The organism is Wolbachia endosymbiont of Onchocerca volvulus str. Cameroon (genome assembly GCF_000530755.1).
Taxonomy (GTDB): Bacteria; Pseudomonadota; Alphaproteobacteria; order Rickettsiales; family Anaplasmataceae; genus Wolbachia.
Genome location: NZ_HG810405.1, coordinates 416,675 through 435,542, shown reverse-complemented (window position 1 = coordinate 435,542; position 18,868 = coordinate 416,675). Strand labels below are relative to the sequence as shown.

13 protein-coding genes and 1 pseudogene are annotated in these 18,868 nt (G+C 32.3%); 8 read left to right on the top strand and 6 right to left on the bottom strand.

Features of this window, described 5'->3' with window-relative positions; all coding sequences use genetic code 11:
• Positions 1 to 242 precede the first annotated feature (242 nt).
• On the bottom strand, positions 243 to 3,623 hold the full coding sequence (locus WOVOC_RS01745; protein ID WP_025264134.1) for a UvrD-helicase domain-containing protein: 3,381 nt from the start codon (positions 3,621 to 3,623) through the stop codon (positions 243 to 245).
• Between the two features lie 84 nt (positions 3,624 to 3,707).
• Between WOVOC_RS01745 and WOVOC_RS01740 the strand changes: the two genes are divergently transcribed.
• The 6 genes from WOVOC_RS01740 to pstB all read left to right on the top strand — a co-directional run bounded on the left by WOVOC_RS01740 (position 3,708) and on the right by pstB (position 9,818).
• A complete protein-coding gene (locus WOVOC_RS01740; RefSeq protein WP_025264133.1) occupies positions 3,708 to 4,574 on the top strand; it encodes a 4-(cytidine 5'-diphospho)-2-C-methyl-D-erythritol kinase in 867 nt (288 codons plus the stop codon).
• A gap of 3 nt (positions 4,575 to 4,577) precedes the next feature.
• On the top strand, positions 4,578 to 4,943 hold the full coding sequence (locus WOVOC_RS01735) for an Mth938-like domain-containing protein (protein WP_029784312.1): 366 nt from the start codon (positions 4,578 to 4,580) through the stop codon (positions 4,941 to 4,943).
• 1 nt (position 4,944) lies between these two features.
• Positions 4,945 to 5,754 (top strand): metal ABC transporter permease, encoded by an 810-nt coding sequence (locus tag WOVOC_RS01730; protein ID WP_025264131.1) that lies wholly within the window; start codon positions 4,945 to 4,947, stop codon positions 5,752 to 5,754.
• A 297-nt stretch (positions 5,755 to 6,051) separates the two neighbouring features.
• On the top strand, positions 6,052 to 7,050 hold the full coding sequence (gene holA / locus WOVOC_RS01725) for a DNA polymerase III subunit delta (protein ID WP_025264130.1): 999 nt from the start codon (positions 6,052 to 6,054) through the stop codon (positions 7,048 to 7,050).
• A gap of 1,218 nt (positions 7,051 to 8,268) precedes the next feature.
• The gene (dapB, locus tag WOVOC_RS01720) at positions 8,269 to 9,063 is read left to right on the top strand and encodes a 4-hydroxy-tetrahydrodipicolinate reductase (protein WP_014869187.1); all 795 of its coding nucleotides are present in this window, start codon (positions 8,269 to 8,271) and stop codon (positions 9,061 to 9,063) included.
• On the top strand, positions 9,060 to 9,818 hold the full coding sequence (gene pstB, locus WOVOC_RS01715) for a phosphate ABC transporter ATP-binding protein PstB (RefSeq protein ID WP_025264129.1): 759 nt from the start codon (positions 9,060 to 9,062) through the stop codon (positions 9,816 to 9,818). Before dapB ends, pstB begins: the two co-directional genes overlap by 4 nt.
• A 7-nt stretch (positions 9,819 to 9,825) precedes the next feature.
• On the opposite strand, the pseudogene WOVOC_RS04170 reads toward pstB, so the two are convergent.
• From WOVOC_RS04170 to hemJ, 3 genes and pseudogenes are all read right to left on the bottom strand, one after another.
• Positions 9,826 to 10,890, bottom strand: a pseudogene (locus tag WOVOC_RS04170) (1-deoxy-D-xylulose-5-phosphate reductoisomerase); the annotation flags it as partial.
• Positions 10,891 to 10,961: 71 nt separating this feature from the next.
• Positions 10,962 to 11,471 carry a hypothetical protein gene (locus tag WOVOC_RS01705; protein WP_025264128.1) on the bottom strand — a complete coding sequence of 170 codons (510 nt, stop codon included), beginning with the start codon at positions 11,469 to 11,471 and terminating at the stop codon, positions 10,962 to 10,964.
• Positions 11,472 to 11,566: 95 nt separating this feature from the next.
• The gene (gene hemJ, locus WOVOC_RS01700) at positions 11,567 to 11,998 is read right to left on the bottom strand and encodes a protoporphyrinogen oxidase HemJ (RefSeq protein WP_014869184.1); all 432 of its coding nucleotides are present in this window, start codon (positions 11,996 to 11,998) and stop codon (positions 11,567 to 11,569) included.
• Positions 11,999 to 12,053: 55 nt separating this feature from the next.
• Between hemJ and pdhA the strand changes: the two genes are divergently transcribed.
• A complete protein-coding gene (pdhA, locus tag WOVOC_RS01695; RefSeq protein WP_025264127.1) occupies positions 12,054 to 13,037 on the top strand; it encodes a pyruvate dehydrogenase (acetyl-transferring) E1 component subunit alpha in 984 nt (327 codons plus the stop codon).
• A gap of 274 nt (positions 13,038 to 13,311) precedes the next feature.
• On the opposite strand, the gene WOVOC_RS01690 is transcribed toward pdhA, so the two are convergent.
• Positions 13,312 to 14,238 (bottom strand): RluA family pseudouridine synthase, encoded by a 927-nt coding sequence (locus tag WOVOC_RS01690; protein WP_025264126.1) that lies wholly within the window; start codon positions 14,236 to 14,238, stop codon positions 13,312 to 13,314.
• A 269-nt stretch (positions 14,239 to 14,507) separates the two neighbouring features.
• Here WOVOC_RS01690 and WOVOC_RS01685 point away from each other — a divergent pair, with 269 nt between their 5' ends.
• Positions 14,508 to 15,803, top strand: coding sequence for a Na+/H+ antiporter NhaC family protein (locus tag WOVOC_RS01685; protein WP_025264125.1), 1,296 nt, complete (start codon positions 14,508 to 14,510; stop codon positions 15,801 to 15,803).
• A 44-nt stretch (positions 15,804 to 15,847) separates the two neighbouring features.
• Here WOVOC_RS01685 and argS read toward each other — a convergent pair whose 3' ends face one another.
• Entirely contained in the window at positions 15,848 to 17,554 is a 1,707-nt protein-coding gene (argS, locus tag WOVOC_RS01680; RefSeq protein ID WP_025264124.1) for an arginine--tRNA ligase, read from the bottom strand.
• Positions 17,555 to 18,868: the final 1,314 nt, after the last annotated feature.

Here is an 18,868-nt window from a genome sequence, read left to right as displayed (position 1 = left end):
ATTATATAGTGTTCAAATGTCAACATATCTATAAATGTATTTTTATACAGTCCTTCTTTTTGATTTATTTTGTGTCTAAAAGAACGTTTAATTAAAAAAAGCCATTTTTATACACCCTTTTTATAAGGTTATATATTATATTTAGTATAACATAGAGGATAACAACCTTAAGCTTGATACTATAAACTCTCAAAAAAAGGAAATGCATGTATATTAATTGGTAAATAGCATTTCAAGTTTCATCAAAAATCAGATTGCAGGGTTAAATCTTCTATCCAAATAACCATACACTCTATTTGCTTATTCGGATATACCTCTTGTACTAGGGTTTTGTAGGTCAACATTTGCTTTTTTATTTCATTTAATGAAGAAGCAGAAATGTTACGGTGTAATTTGTAATCAATTATGATTGCTTTATCCTGCGTTATGCACAACCTATCCAATCGTGCTAGTACTGGTTTACCATCGATCATTCCACTCAGCATAATCTCCGATTTACCTTCTAAGTCAAATAGGTAATCATATTTTTTATTAAAGGCTAATATTTTACTGTAGATCTCATCTTTTTTTTCTCTAGTGCTTATATTATCAAGGTACTTCTTAATCCAATTCTTTCTTCTATCTTTCTCTATCTTAGGCATATACTGCAACATACTGTGAATTATTAAGCCTCTTGTACAACCGTCTGTCATCCCAATGCTCTTTCCTCTATCATTCCAAGTAGCTACCACTGGGATCCGAGCTTCTTTTTCTTTGGATTCCAGTGTCACACGCTGAAACAGGGAAGGAGAGTAAATAGTTGACACTAATTCTCCTTCTTTTTTTCTAGATTCTTGAAATGATATCGCCAGTGTTGACGGAAGCGAAATCACTGAGTCATCAAAATAATCTAGTTTTTTATAAGCGTAAGGATAGTTTGCATTTATGCATAATACTTCAATTTTTTTTTTAAATATCGGCTGTAACCAAGCTTGTTTCTTTTCATATAACTCTTGACGCTTAGTAATCAGATCATACCAAGAACCTTTTTGCACTGGCTCTTTACCTAAAATATATAATTCATCTTCAGCACGTGTAAGTGCTACATATAGCAAACGCAGATATTCATCATAGTCTTCCACTCTCCTCTCTCTCTTTACTCGATCGCAATAAACGTTGCTATTCTTTCCACACCAAAATGGTGCTTCCATTGCATCGAAAATAATATTTTCATTATTTCTTGGTACTGTGTTTGTATCAACCAAGAACACTATAGGAGCCTGGAGACCTTTTGACTTGTGGATTGTCATTATTCGCACAGCATTGCGCTTTGATTGCATATCATTTTTAATTTCCGGGTTATTCTCCTTAATCCACTGAATAAATGCTTGAAGAGACGGGTTTTCAAATTGTAACACAAGGTTTATGAACTCGTCCAGAACCTCAAAGTACTCGAGACCAAGCCTTGCAGCAAATTTTTTCTTACCTGTACGCATTACATGCGTAAACAACGTAAGAGGCGATTCTGTACGAGATAAATTGATTAGATAACTTAATTCGCTATAGATAACCCCGCAATAATCACGAAGTCTTTCCCATAACGACTGTCCTTTACGATTATATGCAATATTAAATAAATCATCTTCAGTAAAGTCAAATAGCGGTGATTTTAAAACATTTGCAAGAGCCAAATCATTTGTAGGAAGAAGTAAAAATTCAGCTAAAGCTACTAAATCCTGCACAACTATGTAGTCCATAATCCTAAAATAGTCCCGTCCTACAACCGGCACGTTTACTTTTCTAAGCTCATTTATTATATAATCAACTAACACATTTCTTTGTCGAACTAGGATCATAATGTCTCTTGGTTCTATATGGCGATCTTTAGCAACTAAAATCCGCCTTCTGCTTAACCAATTATGAATTTTATAAGCTATTGTTTGAGCAAGTAGTCGGTCTGATATCACATGATCTTTCTTATCTGTTAAGTGGATTTGTAAGGCCTGTTGTTCTTCCTCCTTACATCTTGGTAATAACGGCCAAATTTCAATGTACCCTTGATCATTTTTTCTATGCGGAATATGTTTTATTTCACTATTAATAAAAGATACCTCCTCACGAAAGTTGTTAAATATTCTATCTACAAAGACTAAAATTTCTGGAGCTGAGCGAAATGATTTTTTAAGTTGGCATGATATCCAGTCTCTGTCACCAGTTTTTGCATGGAAGTATTGTTGCATATAGTTGAACAGATGAGGATTTGCTCCTTGAAATCTATAAATAGATTGTTTTATGTCGCCAACAACAAATAAGGTTCGTTTTTCCTTACCACCAGTAAAAAATTCATCACAGAGATTTGTTATAATTTCCCATTGACCAATACTATTATCTTGCGCTTCATCAACAAGAATGTGATCTATTTTTTGATCTAGGCTAAACAATGCCCAATTTTTATACTCTGGATCGCTCAGAAGGTTTGTTGCTAAATCAATTATATCATTGTAGTCGAGCAATGCATTTTTTGCTTTTTCACTGTTATACAAGTTAGTGTATACTTTAAATATATTGAGTAAGTTGCTAGTTCTCTTGAATATTTTGTAAGAGTTAACATTACTTATATAAGTGAATACTATATTCTGAATATTCTCTACTATCCATTCTGCATCTCTGAATTTCTCTGAGGTACCCTTTGTTATTATAGATGATATACTTTTTTTTTCATACGACTCTGATTTTAAAAAAATCTTAGCTAGGTTTTCTATTTTACAATCATCCCAGTGTATAACTCCGAAATCTATACTTTTTTTCTGTATCTCAGTGTCAGCTACTTGAATAGTAGATAGTTTTATGCCGTTACACCAATTAGAAAGTATCACACTATAACTTCGATCTCTTTTACTGCCCTTACTTAATATTTCGACCAATCTTTTTACATACTCAATTATCTCATTCCTTGAATCATGAATTTCATCTAGAACGTTCAGCTTACCTTTGATATATTCCAAATCAGTTGATAACAATGGCCTTCTTACACATAAAGTGTAAAGCAAATCACGTAGTCTATTCTCATCAATTTCCACTGCAATAGAGTTTATACTATCTTGCACGGCCTCATTGTGAAGTGTTTTTTCAAACACTATGGAATGTAATTCTTTGCACTCACTCAGCATATAATTTGGAGCGATACCAGCCTCCATAGGAGAGCTAGAGATCAATTTGTAACAAAAAGCATGTATGGTCTGTATAGTTAAGCCCAGATTTTCCAATTCAGAAAAAAGCTTTCTTGCTTGAATTACATAACGATTAAGTACTTCACTTTTTTTAGATCTTAGTGTTGAATACTGGGATAACATCAAAGAATGGGATGGTGAGTGGTGACACTTAGGTAGCAATAAGGAAAGACCTAGTTGTTCCAAATGTGTAATTAATTCGCTATTTGAGCACATTGCCCATTTACTGAGTATAGTGTGAATGCGGTTCGCCATTTCATTCGCTGCAGCATTAGTAAGTGTTAAGCAAAGAATATTTCTCTTATTTTCTAATAAAAGTCTTAATACTCTATCTATTAAGATTTTTGTTTTGCCTGTACCAGCAGATGCATTTATCCATACAGAAAAATTAGGATTTATGATATTCAATCTCATCAAAAGAGCAAAATTGTATAAAATTTGACTAAAATGGCATTGTAAAATATACTGTAAAAGTAGTGTTAGTGAAAAGATATATAAATGAAAAGTTTTTGTGTAAAGGCTCCTGCAAAGATTAATCTTTTTTTACATGTTATGGAAAAAAAAGAAATAGGATATCATTTAGTTGAAGGCTTACTTGTTTTTGCTAATCTTTCAAATTTCTTAGAAATAAAGGTAGGTGAAAAGGAATTCAGATACGATAACTCTATAGTCGAATTCATAAATTCTGAACTCAAAATAAGTAACAGGTACAACACCGTAATGAAAGCAATTAATTTACTGCTCAGATATGCTCCTGTACGTACTAAAGTCGTTATAAAAGTTGTAAAAAATGTGCCAACTGCTGCAGGTTTAGGTAGCGGTTCCTCAGATGCTGGAGCTGTAATACGTACACTAGGAAAGTTATGGCGAATTGACAGATCAATCTTAAACGAAATAGCTGTAAGCATTGGTGCTGACGTTCCTGCAAGCATAGATAGTAAGCCAGTTTTGGTTAGAGGTATTGGTGAAGAGTTATATCCCATAAAAAAATTTTCTTTGCCCAGAAGTGTAGTACTTGTGAAACCAAAAAAAAAGTTTTTGAGCACACCAGAAGTATTTTCAAAATATAAAGGAAATTTTTCTAAACCAATTGAATGGAGCGATGACCTTGGAAAGGATATATTAAGACTCCTTAAAGAAACTAGAAATGATCTTCAAGAAATAGCGGTAAGTCTTGTACCTGAAATTAAGGATGTGATATTAGCATTAGAGTCTCAAAAAGGTTCTGTACTATCTCGCATGTCAGGTAGTGGTGTAGCATGTTTTGGAGTGTTTGATAGTGAAAAAAATGCAAAAGCTGCTGTAGCAAATATCAGAGAAAAGCAGCCAGAATGGTGGGTATGTGGTACCCAGTTAATAGTTTAATTTATGATTATAATCCCTTTAATTCCTCAAAGTAAAAACTTTATATATAGTTACGAGATAGGAAAATTCTTGGTAAAGAATCAAGAATATTGTAGCTCGGTTATAGTTTTCCCTGAAAAAGTGATTGAACTTAAAGAAAGTAATATAAATAGTAAGAAACATTTTATGTCTTTTTTAACAGAGGAAATAGAAATTTTATTAGTAGGCACTGGTATAACACGTAAGACAACAAATGTTTCAGTAAAGTCTTACCTTACAGAACAAAAGGGCTTGAACTTTGAGTTTATGACAACTGATGCAGCATGTAGAACACATAATGTCCTGATATCTGAAAACAGATTTGTTGTTACTTACCTAAAAGTAATGTAGTATGTTTGAAATATTTATGCAAGGCTTCTTTATTAATAGCCTGATTGCAATACTTATAATTAGCTCGGTGACAGGTATATTAGGATCATTTATGATATGGCAAAGATTATCATATTTAGGTGATAGCTTATCACATTCTTCGTTACTTGGTATTGCACTAGCTTTGATCTTTAGAATTAGTCCATCAATTAGCATAATGCTTATAGCAATTGCTTTTGCAATACTACTTTCCCTTAATTTTAATAGATTATATTCTGTTGATACGATATTAAATATCGTTACTAATGTAGTTTTATCATCAAGTTTAATATTGATGTCCTTTTTTCCATCTAGCAATAGTAGTATTATTAATTCCCTATTTGGCGATATATTAACATTGGAACAGAGTGATATAGTATTAATTTTTCTAATCTCAGTAGTAGTTACTCTGATATTAGCATTTAGATGGCGCTACTGGCTAATGATTTCAATCGATCAAGATTTAGCAATAGTTGAGAAAGTAAACGTGAGTTTGGTTAGACTAGAATTCTTAATTACTCTTGCTATATTTATAGCAGTGTCTGCTCAATTAATAGGAATATTACTCATCGCTGCATTTTTATTGATACCAGCCTCATCTGCAAGGCTTATCTCAAAAACTCCAGTACAGATGATTATTGCCGCAACAGGTTTCTCTGTGATCTCTGGAATATCAGGCCTGATATTATCTGCAAGTTTTGATTTACTAACAGGACCTACAATTATACTTGTAGCAGCTACATACTTAATTATTGCTTATTTTATAAGGTTGATATCAAATAGATTGGCTTAATTCCGTTTTAGGCTATCAATGATCTATCTAATGGTTATTAGATGTATATTCCAGTTGCTTTATGGTAAAATAATTTTTATTATATATATGTGGTTATAGTTATTAATTTATGAGTAAGTAATATGACTGAAGGAGAACTTTTTCTAAATACATGCCTGACCCTTATAAAAAAATTTTATTATAAATATATTCTCAGAGAGACAGATTAATCAGATAACACGCAGAATACAGCAAGTAATGCATATGATGCTATACAACAATTTTTTAATTAAGCAAAAATGATATCATGTAAAAGATATGAGGATTACACCATCTAAGATTAAAAAGTTCTTAGAGAAGCCTGATGCTTTAAGTGGTGTATTAATTTATGGAAGCGATAATAACAGAGTAGATTTTTTTGCACAAGAAGTAATTGCTAGCTTAAATGAATATTCAGTTCAGGTAATGGACTTTGCGATAGTAGATAAATCACCTGGTTTATTATCTTCTGAGCTGGTAAATATTTCGATGTTTACTAACAAGAAATTAATTAAACTGATAAATATAAATAGGAGAATCTCTAAAGAGTTGAAGAATGTGTTGAATTATAATACAAATGGTCATTATGTAGTAATGGTAGCAAGCGATCTCCCGTATAACTCTACAACTAAAGGTTATATGGAAAGCTCAAAAAATTTTGGTGTCATTGCTTGCTATAAGGACAGCAATAGTAACCCTTGCGATATAATACTAAATTATTTGAAACGAAATGGCATAAAATATACAACTGAAATAATCTATCATTTGCAATCTTACTTTAAGTATAGTAATTTGCCTATATATTCAGAGCTTGAGAAATTAGTTTTATATCTGGGAGAAAGAAAAGATCTTAAACCTGCTGATATAGAACTATGCCTTTCAACTTCTAGCAATAGTTATGTTACACTCAATAACCTATTCTCTGCTATAGCAAACAGAGATATGGCACAATTCATCAAAGTTTCCGATACATTAATATTACAAGAAAATTTTTCACCAATAGCACTGATTCGTATTATATCAAATTATTTCCTACATCTTGAAAATGTTTTACTGTTAATCCAAAGTGGAATGAATGAACAAGCCGCAATTAACCAACTGCATCCCCCGTTACTCTTTAAACAATTACGAAGTTTTAAATCTCATCTAAAAATTTTCCAACTTTTAGAACTCAAGAAGTTTATAGAGAAATTAATAAGTTTGGAAATTACCTGTAAAACAAACGATTTAGATCATAGAATGATTTTTCAGCATATCCTGCAAATTAGCTGGTGTTAAGTCCTAGTTTTTCTTATAATCTTATCATAAGATAATATTTTATACCTATTAACTTTAAGTGCACTCTCTACGTTTTTATACTATTACTAATAGGCTATAATTAAATATAGCTAGACAAAAGTGCAAATATGCCTAATATTTCAAAAATCATAGTAATATCGAAATGCTAAAATTAGCTACTGAAATTGGTCAGTTTAAGGAGGTATCGTAATTGTTAGTAATTAAGCCCTTAAGAGAAGGTATAAGTACTCAAGAAAATTACTACAATTAGAAGTATTTGTCCTTTTTTATTCACATTGAAGGAGCAAAACTATTAGATCGTGAAGTTGATTAATTACTATCTAAACTTGATACATAGTCATTTCGTTCTCGGGGTGAACAAGAAATAGCTCTAGATATGCGCATTTATGTAAAGAGGTATTTCAAAATCTTGAAATATGCCATTTACAGAAAAATTATAGAGCAATTTCATATCTGGTTTATAAATTTTCATATAAAGATTAAAGTTATATGAGAAATAAAGAATATAAAAAACCTCCTAATTATATTTAGGCATTTGACAAACCTGAAAAAAGTTTAAGCATAATTTTTGAAACAGTGATAAAGATGCAAGAACTTATTTATTGAATCAGCTAGCAATATTAGAATTTGAATTATTACACCCTTTGTTAATTATTGTTATCTTTACAGTTACTTTTTTAGCTATCCACCTCTTTAGAGGTATTAGGGCATGTCTACTTGACTTACAGTTTTCTCGAGAGAATAACTAAAAGTAACAAGGGATATTACTCAACTTTGCATTGTACTTAACGTCTCTAAAGAGAATGCAGATGTAACTTTAGCATACGGCTTACCTTCTTTTAAAGGTCACTACAAAAGCAGAAGTCTCATTTTAAAAAAAGGCGCACATGAAAAAGTATTGAATTCCTGTTTGCCGCTACTTTCAGCTAAAATGTCAATTTTACTTGGTAAACACCATGTACGTCTTATAATTAAGAATTTAGAAAACATCACTAAAGTAAGCCATAGTGCCTTAAAAAGGCATGTATCTAATCTTGTAAAGAAAATCACACATTTGACAACGAAAAAAGCATGGCAGTTTAACATATATTTCGATAAAATATATACTTATTTTAAATTGTAAGTAGATCTATTTAGATTATAGCTTACAACAATGACAAAGTTTCAAAAAAGGTCTAATGTAACATAAAAAGCTTTATGAAAATCAGAGTTGGAGTAGTAGGCTGCTTAGGAAGGATGGGCAAAAAAATACTTAGTGAATTAGTTACAAATACTAAAGTAGAGATAGCAGGCGCTGTTACCCGCTTTGGTAGCAAATACATAGGTTTGGATATTGGGCAAATCATAGGTCACAGTTCTATTTTAGGAATCAAAATTACACATTCCATTAGTGATGTATTCGAGTCATCAGATATTGTAATAGATTTTACAACTAAAGAATGTATGTTAGATTGCCTTAAAGCGGCTGTGAAATTCAAAACACCTCTGATTAGTGGAACAACTGGAATAGAAGATATCAATTTAAAAGAGTATGCTGCTGAGATCCCGATATTGTGGTCAGCGAACATGAGTGTTGGAATTAATGTGCTGCTAAAATTGGTAAAAAAGGCTACTGAGCTTTTGGGAGATAAATATGACGCTGAGATTTGGGAAATGCATCATAGCTTAAAAAAAGGTTCACCATCTGGAACAGCTATAGAACTTGGTAATGCGATTGCTAACGCTCTAAAAAGAGATTTAAAGTTCAATCAATATTTACTTAATAGTTCAAATATAAGAGAAAAGAGTGGAATAGGTTTTGCAGTGTCTCGTGGAGGTGGAGTAATAGGAGATCATAGCGTAATGTTTATTAATTCTGATGAACGAATAGAATTAAATCACAAAGCAATCGATCGAACAGCGTTTGCTAAAGGCGCTATTCAAGCAGCAATATGGCTATACGAGAACAAGAGGAAAACTCCAGGGCTCTATTCAATGCAGAGTGTAATATGAGTGATATACGTGCCTCCATTAAAAACTTAAATCTTTGGTATAGCTCTAAACAAGTCTTGTTCAATATAAACCTAGATATTCGTAAAAAAAAAGTTACTACTTTTATTGGACCATCTGGATGCGGTAAATCAACATTTTTGCGTTGTTTCAATCGCATGAATGATTACGTACCAGGATGCAAAGTTATTGGTGGACTGATTATCGATGGACTAGGTAATATATATTCACGTGATATGGATGTTGTACTGCTCAGAGCAAAAGTCGGTATGGTATTTCAAAAGCCAAACCCTTTTCCAAAATCAATATATGACAACGTTGCTTATGGTCCTAAATTACATGGCATGGTAAAAAATAAGGAAAAATTAGATGAAATAGTCGAAAATAGTTTAACCAAAGTTGGTTTATGGGAAGAGTTAAAAGATAGATTACGAGATAGTGCATTAGATTTATCTGGCGGTCAACAACAAAGGCTATGCATCGCTCGCGCAATTGCAGTAAAACCGACCATTTTATTGATGGATGAACCATGTTCCGCACTTGATCCAATGGCAACCAATGCAATCGAAAATCTTATACAAGAGTTGAAATTAAGATTTACCATAATTATGGTAACTCATTCAATGAAACAAGCTAAAAAATTAGCTGATAGTGTAATTTTCTTTCACAATGGCAAAATTGTTGAATCTGGAAGCGTCCAAGAAGTATTTGAAAACGCTCGGTTTTCTTTAACAAAAGAGTATATTCTGGATCATTAAAATTTTTAGCTATACATAATAAGGGTTTTACATCGATAATTCCTTTAGCAATAACATGGCTTTCACGGTCAATATCTATTTATTATATTAAGTAATGAATTGATGTTAATATAGCTATCAAAATTTTCTATTGTTAACTCTACCACTTTCACTATCCCCAGAAAAATCAACGCATGATTTCAGAAATTCATTGACAGCTACTTTGTTTGCAGCATTGAGCACAATACTGTTTGTGGTGTGGCAAAAAGAAATTTAATACTCCCATGCTAAGCTTTAGTGCAGGAAAGCATTTGTAGTCAGGCTCTTAAAAGGTCAATTTCTTTTGCTTTGTTAAACTAAGTTATAACTTAAAGCTGATCTTTCTGGCCAAGACAGAACCTATAAATAGGAACTACCATATCAGTTTTCGCAAGTACAGTAAAGTTGAAATCATCTTTATAAACTACAACTCCATGTATTACCGATTCAGGGTGTACTATTGCTTCAACTTTATTTGGCGAGACTTTCCCATGCTCCAAATAGAACGATTTAATGCTTAATCTACTATAACAATTCTTAATTGCTCAAAGCTATAATTTAAGAATGCCCTGCAAGAAGCAGCAAGCATAATCTTCTCTATGCATTTGTCATCATTTTGCAAAACTTTAAAAATTGTATTGTGTTCAGAATCAATAGTAAATTATTATATATTTTTTTCTTTAGCTTTCTTAAGTAGTAATTTCCTACTGTAAACAATACTTTCTTTATTTGCTAATGCCAATGACTTTAGTGCCACTTTCTATAACTATTACATTAACTGAGAGATCAATAGCCAAAGAAGCAACATTTGCTTTAGACCTTTAATTTAACATCTTGTACCAAGCAAACTTTCTTTTAAACCTTTATAAAACCTTTCATCAGAGATAGTTACGTTACATATTTTGCGCCTCAATTTTGCTTAATTTACTAGCAAAGCGAAACTCGAGTAGGTACTGAGTACTTCTTACCTGATATTTTCTCCTTTTCTTCAGTAATAAATCTACAGTTTTTTCTCGATACTTCCTCTTGATCCTAAAATTGAAACCTTTTTCACTAAAACTAATTCGTGTCAATTATGATAAATTAAAGAAAAATATTACTCCTCAACTGTTATTTAACCAATTCTTAGACACTAAGCTCATATCCATGGTCATCATCAACAGAAGGTGAAGGAGAAGGTGAAAAAGAACAATCATGATAATCACCTGAATTATGTATACCATGTAAACCATCAGCGCTATGAGCTATTTCGCTGCTAGAGTTAGAGTAATCATCTAGGTGAGAACCTTTATTACTATAACCCATATCCGTTTCTTCTAATGTTATACCTTCACCATCTCCTCCTCCACCTGAAAAATGTTCTGCAAGACCTTCAAGAAATTTTATGTCAAACATATTACCTGATTTTCCAAACAATGTTACCAAACTACTACCACTTATCAAACCTTCAAATACGTTATTGTAGGAAGTAATTGCTCCTTCATGAAAGCTGAACAGCCATTTCATTCCATCTACAATCGTAGCAACAGAGTCACTATGACCAAGACCAAAACCACTCTTTCCTCCTTGATATTCTTGGTGTTGTTGTTGAGCTTGCCACTCTGCAATGTTTGGACCTTGAACTTCACTACTCATAAGTTTTTACTTTAAACCCTTGAACACTATACATTTTATCACAGATATTAAAAAATGTCAATAAGACTCTTAAATAACCGTTTCTTGAATAAAGGCTAGCGAAACGGTTTCACAATCACTGCAATAATTATAACTATTATTAGTACTGTGATTACCTCATTTAGGACACGAAAATAAACATGAGCTTTCTTATTTAAACCCATTGCAAAATTTTTCCTATGTTTTGCAAGTAGCACATGAATAGCAAACATAAAGAATAATGCTAATACTTTTACATGAAACCATCCCTCGTAGTAGGCCTCTCTTATCATCATTAGTGTAACACCAAAACCGAGCGAAAAAAGCATTGCAGGGTTCACAATATATTTAAGTAGCCTTTTTTCCATTGTTTGAAGTAAGCTATCGTTTTCTGATCCTAGCTTTACAGCTGCATGATAGACATAAAGCCTAGGCAAGTAGAGCATACCTGCCATCCACATAATGACAGAAATAACATGAAAAGCTTCGAGCCAACGGTAATAATCCATTATAAAATGTTAGAAATTTCTGATATTATCTGAGTTTAATAAAAAAGAAATCGATATGAAAGCAAAAAATCTCACTAAAGAACAGGTAATTGGATTTTACAGAAAAATGTTACTAGTGCGCAGATTTGAGGAAAAAACAGGACAATTATATGGAATGGGATTAATAGGTGGATTTTGTCACCTATCGATAGGGCAGGAGGCAGTTGTAGTTGGAACTCACGCTGCATCAAATCCTGGCGATGCTTTTATCACAAGTTATAGAGATCACGGGTTAATGCTTGCATGTGATTCTGATCCGAATATTATAATGGCAGAACTAATTGGTAAAGAAACGGGGTGCTCAAAAGGTAAAGGTGGTTCAATGCATATATTTGATATTGAAAGAAAATTCTTTGGTGGACATGGAATAGTTGGTGCACAAGTTCCAATTGGTACAGGAATAGCCTTTGCTAATAAATATAAGAAAAAAGACAACGTAGTATTTACATATTTTGGTGACGGTGCTGCAAATCAGGGACAAGTATATGAATCGTTTAATATGGCATCTCTGTGGCAATTGCCAGTGATTTATATTATAGAGAACAACGGATACGCAATGGGAACCTCCGTTCAGAGATCAACTCTAGTAACTGAGTTATATAAAAGAGGAGAGAGTTTCGGTATTCCTGGAAAGCAGATTGATGGAATGGATTGCTTTTCTGTTTATGAAGCAACAGCTGAAGCAGCTAAGCACGTTCGTTGCGGTAAAGGTCCTATTCTGCTTGAAATGAAGACGTATCGATATCGTGGCCATTCAATGTCGGATCCTGCTACTTATCGTTCGAAAGAAAAAGTTGAAGATATGAAGCAAAATCGTGACCCCATAAGCACTTTAAAAAAATACATGATAGATAATAAGGTTGCTTCAGAGGAAGAATGCAAGACAATCGATAAGGAAATACGTGATTTAGTAAAAAAATCGGAGGACTTTGCCAAAAATAGCAAAGAACCAAGCATTGATGAGTTATGTACTGACGTTTACAAATCTATTGAATACTAGCTATTAGTAAAACGCAAAAAAATTGCTTAATAAGGTTTTAAAGAACTTTACTATTACCATGCTAAAGCTATTTTATAGCCTGAAACTTATTTCTCCTGTAGAGCTTTTCATTATTTCTGTTCCATGTCTACTGTATTTTTCTTGATCATTATTTATTGAGTGTTCATCATATAAAAGATCAGTCACATTTCTAGTCTAGATTAGAAAACAGGGGGGAGTGCTTATATCTGTATGTTTTTTCCTTTTTAAAAGGCAACTATCTCGTAATCACCCCTTAAGAGGGGAGGTACAACACCTCAATGGACTTTTTAAAGTTCTCAGGGAGAGGAGCAATGATAGTGATCTCTTTGTTACTTGGCAATTTAAAAGATAAAGAATACGAATGGAGATGAATTTTATTTGCTATTCCATTAACAAAAGCTTTTTTACCACCGTATTTACCATCACCAAGAATAGGACAGTTTATATAGGCTAGATGTGCCCTTAACTGATGAGTCCTGCCGGTAATTGGTTGCAGTTTTACGTAAGCAACATTTTGTTCTAACCTCGCTATGACCGAAAAGTGTGTAGTGGCACTCTGAGGTGAATATTTGTCAACAACCACTTTTTCTTGACCTGAAATACACTTTTTTATCAATGGATAATCTATTACTCCTTTATTTTTACTTGGCATGCCGGAAGTTAATGCTAAATAAGTTTTTTTTACTCTTTGCTCTTTAAACTCCTCCATAAGGTACCTGGCAACATTAGCATTGTGCGCAAATATTATCACTCCGCTTGTATCTTTATCTAACCTATGGACAATCTTAAATATTTTTCCTTCTCTGATTCGGTCAAGTAAATCACTAATGCTGACTTTTCCCTTTATACCACCTTGAACAATTACTCCTGTAGGTTTATTTACAGCTAGTATATATTTATCTTCATATAAAATATTATCTTTCAATATATTCACTAACTCTTGATTATATCTGCGGTCAGAATTAGCATTTTTAATATAATTTAAGTATTTTATTGTTATAGTTTGTCCATAGTACACTCTATCACTTGATTTCGCTTTACAAGCGTCAACTTCGATCAACCTTCTTCTTAAAGATTTCTCAATTGTAGACTGTCTCAGGTCTGGGAAAATTCTTCTTATATATCTATCCAGCCTAATATTATTATCTTCTATTGATATGGTTGTAATACTTTGAGACATTTCATTATTTGTAATAAACATCCAATAAAATGTCAATTGTCGTTTTCATTCTAATATTCCTTCCTAATATTATCCAATTAGCAAGCATTGAGATCAGATTTTTATACAATTTTATTAGAATTAGCATAAGGACAGCTACTTTCGTGTTACTTAAGTAAATTAAATATAAAATTTCAAAACTCCACTATCAACTTTCTACAGAAGTAGTGAAACCAGACTTGCTTAAAATTATTTAATTAGTTATAGTTTAAACTTTCAATTGTAATAGAATGATTGCTTTTATCCCTTTATTTATTTTTTTAATCTTCCATCTTGGAAGTGGCATTTATTTTTTCTTTATCGGAACTGATAATCCACTTCGTCAGATTTCTCCGGTAGTTTGTTTACTGCCAGCACTATTTTTTGCTATCTCACGTAAAACAGATAAAATTCAACATAACATCGATACCGTCATCGAAGGCATGGGTAACAAAAACACCCTTACTATGTGCTTAATTTTCTTGTTTTCAGGAGCATTTTCTTCTGTTAGTCAATCAATTGGTAGCGCAGACACTGTTGCCAATCTGATTCTCAACTTTCTTCCAGCAAGGTTATTATTACCTGGACTATTCTTGGCTTCTGCTTTTATTTCAACTGCAATTGGCACATCCATGGGAGTTGTTGCACTGATGGTGCCAATTGCTGTTAACTTAGCAAAAAGTGGAGCTTTTGATCTCGAAATAGGAACTGCAACTGTAGTTGGAGGTGCCGTATTTGGTGACAACCTCTCAATGATATCTGACACCACTATTGCATCTGTTTCTTCACAAGACGCTACAATAAAAGATAAATTTCAAGTGAACTCTAAAGTAGCGTTTATTGCAAGCATTATAACACTTATCTACCTAGTAATAACTGCAGGTAGTACAAGAATTGTTACTATATCAAATTTAGATTATTTATCGATAATAAAGGTTATTCCCTATATTTCTTTAATAGTCATGGCCCTATTTGAAGTCACTACACTAGTAACAATAACTGTAAACATAATTATTGCCGGTATACTAGGAATAGCTTTTTCTGACTATTCTATTATTCAATTCTCTAATGACATATATAGGGGATTCAAAAAAGTAAATGAGATAGTAATGTTTGCCCTATTTATTGGTGGATTGAGCAATATAATGTATAAACAAGGTCAAAAAACATTACATAAACTCATCGATGAAAGCAGTATTACAAAAACTAAAGCTGAATTTTTAATAGCAGGAATAGCATCTATGTTTACTATTTTAGTTGCTAATAATACTATTGCTATTCTACTAAGTGGTAGCATTGCAAAAAGACTTGCAAAAAAGCATAATATTGCACCATACCGTAGTGCATACTTATTAGATGTTTTTGCTTGTTCTACAAAAGGCATTTTACCTTACGGGTCCCAACTATTGCTAGCGGGTAGCATAGCCTCTGTATCTCCTATTTCCTTATCAACACAGGTACATTACTGCTTTATTTTAGCAGTAGTAACAATAGGAGAAATAATTATCAACAGCAGGAAAGAAAAGGGTTATGCTACTGTAACTTAATGTACAGGAAGATTGGAGTTTCTCTTATTTCCATATCTTTTTACTTATTTCATCTCTTCTAATGGCTCTATGTTAAAAACAGAAAGCCCAGAAGCAATGATATGTGCTAAGGCCCGGACAAGGAATATCCTTGCAGCAGTAAGATCTAAATTATCTTTTAGTATAAACCGCATGCTCAAGTCGTTTTTACCATATCCCCATAAAGTATGGAATGCTTCTGCAACTTCAAGTAAGTAAAAAGTAATTCTGTGTGGCTCATAAAGCCTTGCCGCTATTTCTACCACACTTGGCCACTTTGCTAAGATTTTTATAAGTAATAGTTCTCCATCGGTCTTTAAAAGTGAAGTATCTGCATTTGGAAGTCCTTTTGGAGCGTTACGCATCAACGAATGAGCACGGGCATATGCATATTGCACATAAAAAATAGGATTGCCTTTTGACTGTTCCTTCACTTTAGCAAAATCAAAATCGAGAACCACGTCATTTCTTTGTGTTAACATCATAAAACGGGTAATATCTCTACCAACTTTCTCAACTACATCTTTTACTGTCAGAAAATTTCCTGACCTTTTAGACATCTTAACAGGTTTTCCGTTTTCGAAGAAATTCACAATATTATGCAGTTTTACTTCTATCTTCGCTTTATTATCACTGAGCGCAGAAACAACTGCTTTAAGCCTTTTGATATAACCACTATGATCACTACCAAGTTCTACTATTATATTGTTAAAGCCGCGTGATATCTTATCAAAATGATAGGCTACGTCTGATGCAAAATAAGTCCAGCTACCGTCTTCTTTTTTAAGTGCACGATCAACATCATCACCAAATTTTGTTGAGCAAAACAACATCTCCTTTCTAGAGGTCCAATTTTCACTTTCTTTACCCTTTGGTTTTCCTAGATATCCTTCATATATTAAACCTTTGTTAGACAATATCTTTATGCTCTCCTCAATTTTGCCACTTTTTTGCAACTCATATTCTGAAGTAAAAATATCATGATTTACTCCAAGTAAGTGCATATCTTCTTTTATGAGTTCTAAGATAGAACTTAAAGCATAATCTCTAATTATTTGATAATCTTGCTTTTCTAGAAGACCTTTACCATATTTTTTGGCTAGCTCTTTTCCTATTTTTTTTAAATATTCGCCTGGATATAAACCTTTTTCAATACTAATCTTTTCTCCAAGAGCTTCCTTATATCGCAAATATACTGACCGAATTAGTGTATCTATCTGTGTTCCAGCATCATTAATATAATATTCCTTAGTGGCTTGATAACCAACTTTTTTTAACAAATTTGCTAAAACGTCACCGAATACTGCTCCTCTTGCATGTCCAATATGTAATGGACCAGTTGGATTTGCAGATACAAATTCAACATTAACGGCCTGGTTATTCCCAATGTTTAGAGTACCAAACTCTGTTTTAAGTTCATTTATTTGCTTGAGAAGCTTGTGCCATACTTCTATTTTAAAGTGCATGTTAATGAAGCCAGGGCCAGCTACTTCTATTTTTGCGATTTCATTAAAAAGCTTAAATTCTTCTGCTAACATCTCTGCAATCTCAACGGAATTTTTTCTTTCATACCTTGCGAGCACCATAGCAATATTTGTATAAACATCCCCATGTGCTTTATTACTTGGAGGTTCTAAGATAAAATTTTCTACATTAGCATTTATGACGCTCCTTTGCTTTAACTCATCTAATTTACTAAGAATTAGCGAGGAAATTCGTTTAAAAATGTTCATCAATCAAAAAGTTATAAATCCTGTAGATTATAAAGTTAACCCTCTTTACCCTCTCTTTTACACAAGTTTATTGAGTTTAAATAGCCTTTTATATCTATAATAACAATTAAAAACATCGTAACCTTGGTCATATATATTAGTACAGGCTTATATAAATCAAAGAGTTTTATATGACCTCTAATTTTTACTATAAGCAACCTACCTTTCCAACCATAAAGCATTAACTACTGTATTTCTAGAATCATAGGTATAATAACATGCAGTTGTAGTAACCACTGTAACATAGATATTCATATACAGGAATTGCATTTTACTTTCCCAGCCCACTACAAAAATATAAAACTTGACATTATTTCAGATTAATAGTATAGTAAAAAAGGAAAGAAAAGTCACACAATCAAATAAGCTATCAAGATTATAAGCCAACGACACAGGCACGTGATGTATGTTATATTATATTTAATATATTAAATCACTACTCTCGATCATCTACACATCTTTTATATCTTTCATCACCTTCGCTATAAATTAGCTTATAAAGTTCTATTATCTTTGAACTATTCCAGCAGTAGAAACAGCCTCTGCATGATCTTGTACTATTTTAGTTTCTGCAATTTCTGTTGCTCTAGTTCTGTTTTTTTAACTTCCAGTCCAATATGCTAGTATATTTCAGCACCACTATGTACTAGATTTATGAATATGACAATATGCTACATTATTAGAACATAAATTGTAATAATACTTAAAAGATGAAATATAGCGACGCTCGAGAAACTTAGAAATACAGTAATCATTGCCTATAGGAAAATTTTTATTCAGTTATGAAGGTCTTATTTTAATAGATCCTGTTATCAAATTTATCAGATATGTATCACGGGTTTACAATCTGAGAAATAAGGTTCATCTATATTATGAAAATAGACATTGTGTAGTTATGAAATTGAGAATAACAAGCTATAAAGATCCTTTTTAAAATAACTATTAGATTATTATAAGGTAAAATTGATCAGTTATTTTATAATATAGAGATTAAAATTAGCATATCTTGAATCCTGAATCTATAATGCATTTTAAAATACAACTTCAATAGTAATGCAATTAAAATAACTATGCTTAACAAACTTACTTCTATGGCTGGCAGATTTATTATGCTGTGTATGGGTAAGCAGCTATTACACAAAATTATTAGAGTTCAGAGGTTTTACTACGATCAAAAGATGATAAAATTTCAAAAGAGAGCTATAGATATAGTTAAATTAGTTGTGTTATTGATAGTATAAAACTGCTATGTAGGTAATAAGTAGTAAGCTATTT

Excerpts from the sequence above, each read along its gene's own strand:
- argS (WP_025264124.1), bottom strand. The coding sequence starts at position 17,554 with ATGAACATTTTTAAACGAATTTCCTCGCTAATTCTTAGTAAATTAGAT.
- WOVOC_RS01730 (WP_025264131.1), top strand. The coding sequence starts at position 4,945 with ATGTTTGAAATATTTATGCAAGGCTTCTTTATTAATAGCCTGATTGCA.
- WOVOC_RS01740 (WP_025264133.1), top strand. The coding sequence starts at position 3,708 with ATGAAAAGTTTTTGTGTAAAGGCTCCTGCAAAGATTAATCTTTTTTTA.
- pstB (WP_025264129.1), top strand. The coding sequence starts at position 9,060 with ATGAGTGATATACGTGCCTCCATTAAAAACTTAAATCTTTGGTATAGC.
- WOVOC_RS01690 (WP_025264126.1), bottom strand. The coding sequence starts at position 14,238 with ATGTCTCAAAGTATTACAACCATATCAATAGAAGATAATAATATTAGG.
- dapB (WP_014869187.1), top strand. The coding sequence starts at position 8,269 with ATGAAAATCAGAGTTGGAGTAGTAGGCTGCTTAGGAAGGATGGGCAAA.
- WOVOC_RS01705 (WP_025264128.1), bottom strand. The coding sequence starts at position 11,471 with ATGAGTAGTGAAGTTCAAGGTCCAAACATTGCAGAGTGGCAAGCTCAA.
- hemJ (WP_014869184.1), bottom strand. The coding sequence starts at position 11,998 with ATGGATTATTACCGTTGGCTCGAAGCTTTTCATGTTATTTCTGTCATT.
- pdhA (WP_025264127.1), top strand. The coding sequence starts at position 12,054 with ATGAAAGCAAAAAATCTCACTAAAGAACAGGTAATTGGATTTTACAGA.
- holA (WP_025264130.1), top strand. The coding sequence starts at position 6,052 with ATGAGGATTACACCATCTAAGATTAAAAAGTTCTTAGAGAAGCCTGAT.
- WOVOC_RS01685 (WP_025264125.1), top strand. The coding sequence starts at position 14,508 with ATGATTGCTTTTATCCCTTTATTTATTTTTTTAATCTTCCATCTTGGA.
- WOVOC_RS01745 (WP_025264134.1), bottom strand. The coding sequence starts at position 3,623 with ATGAGATTGAATATCATAAATCCTAATTTTTCTGTATGGATAAATGCA.
- WOVOC_RS01735 (WP_029784312.1), top strand. The coding sequence starts at position 4,578 with ATGATTATAATCCCTTTAATTCCTCAAAGTAAAAACTTTATATATAGT.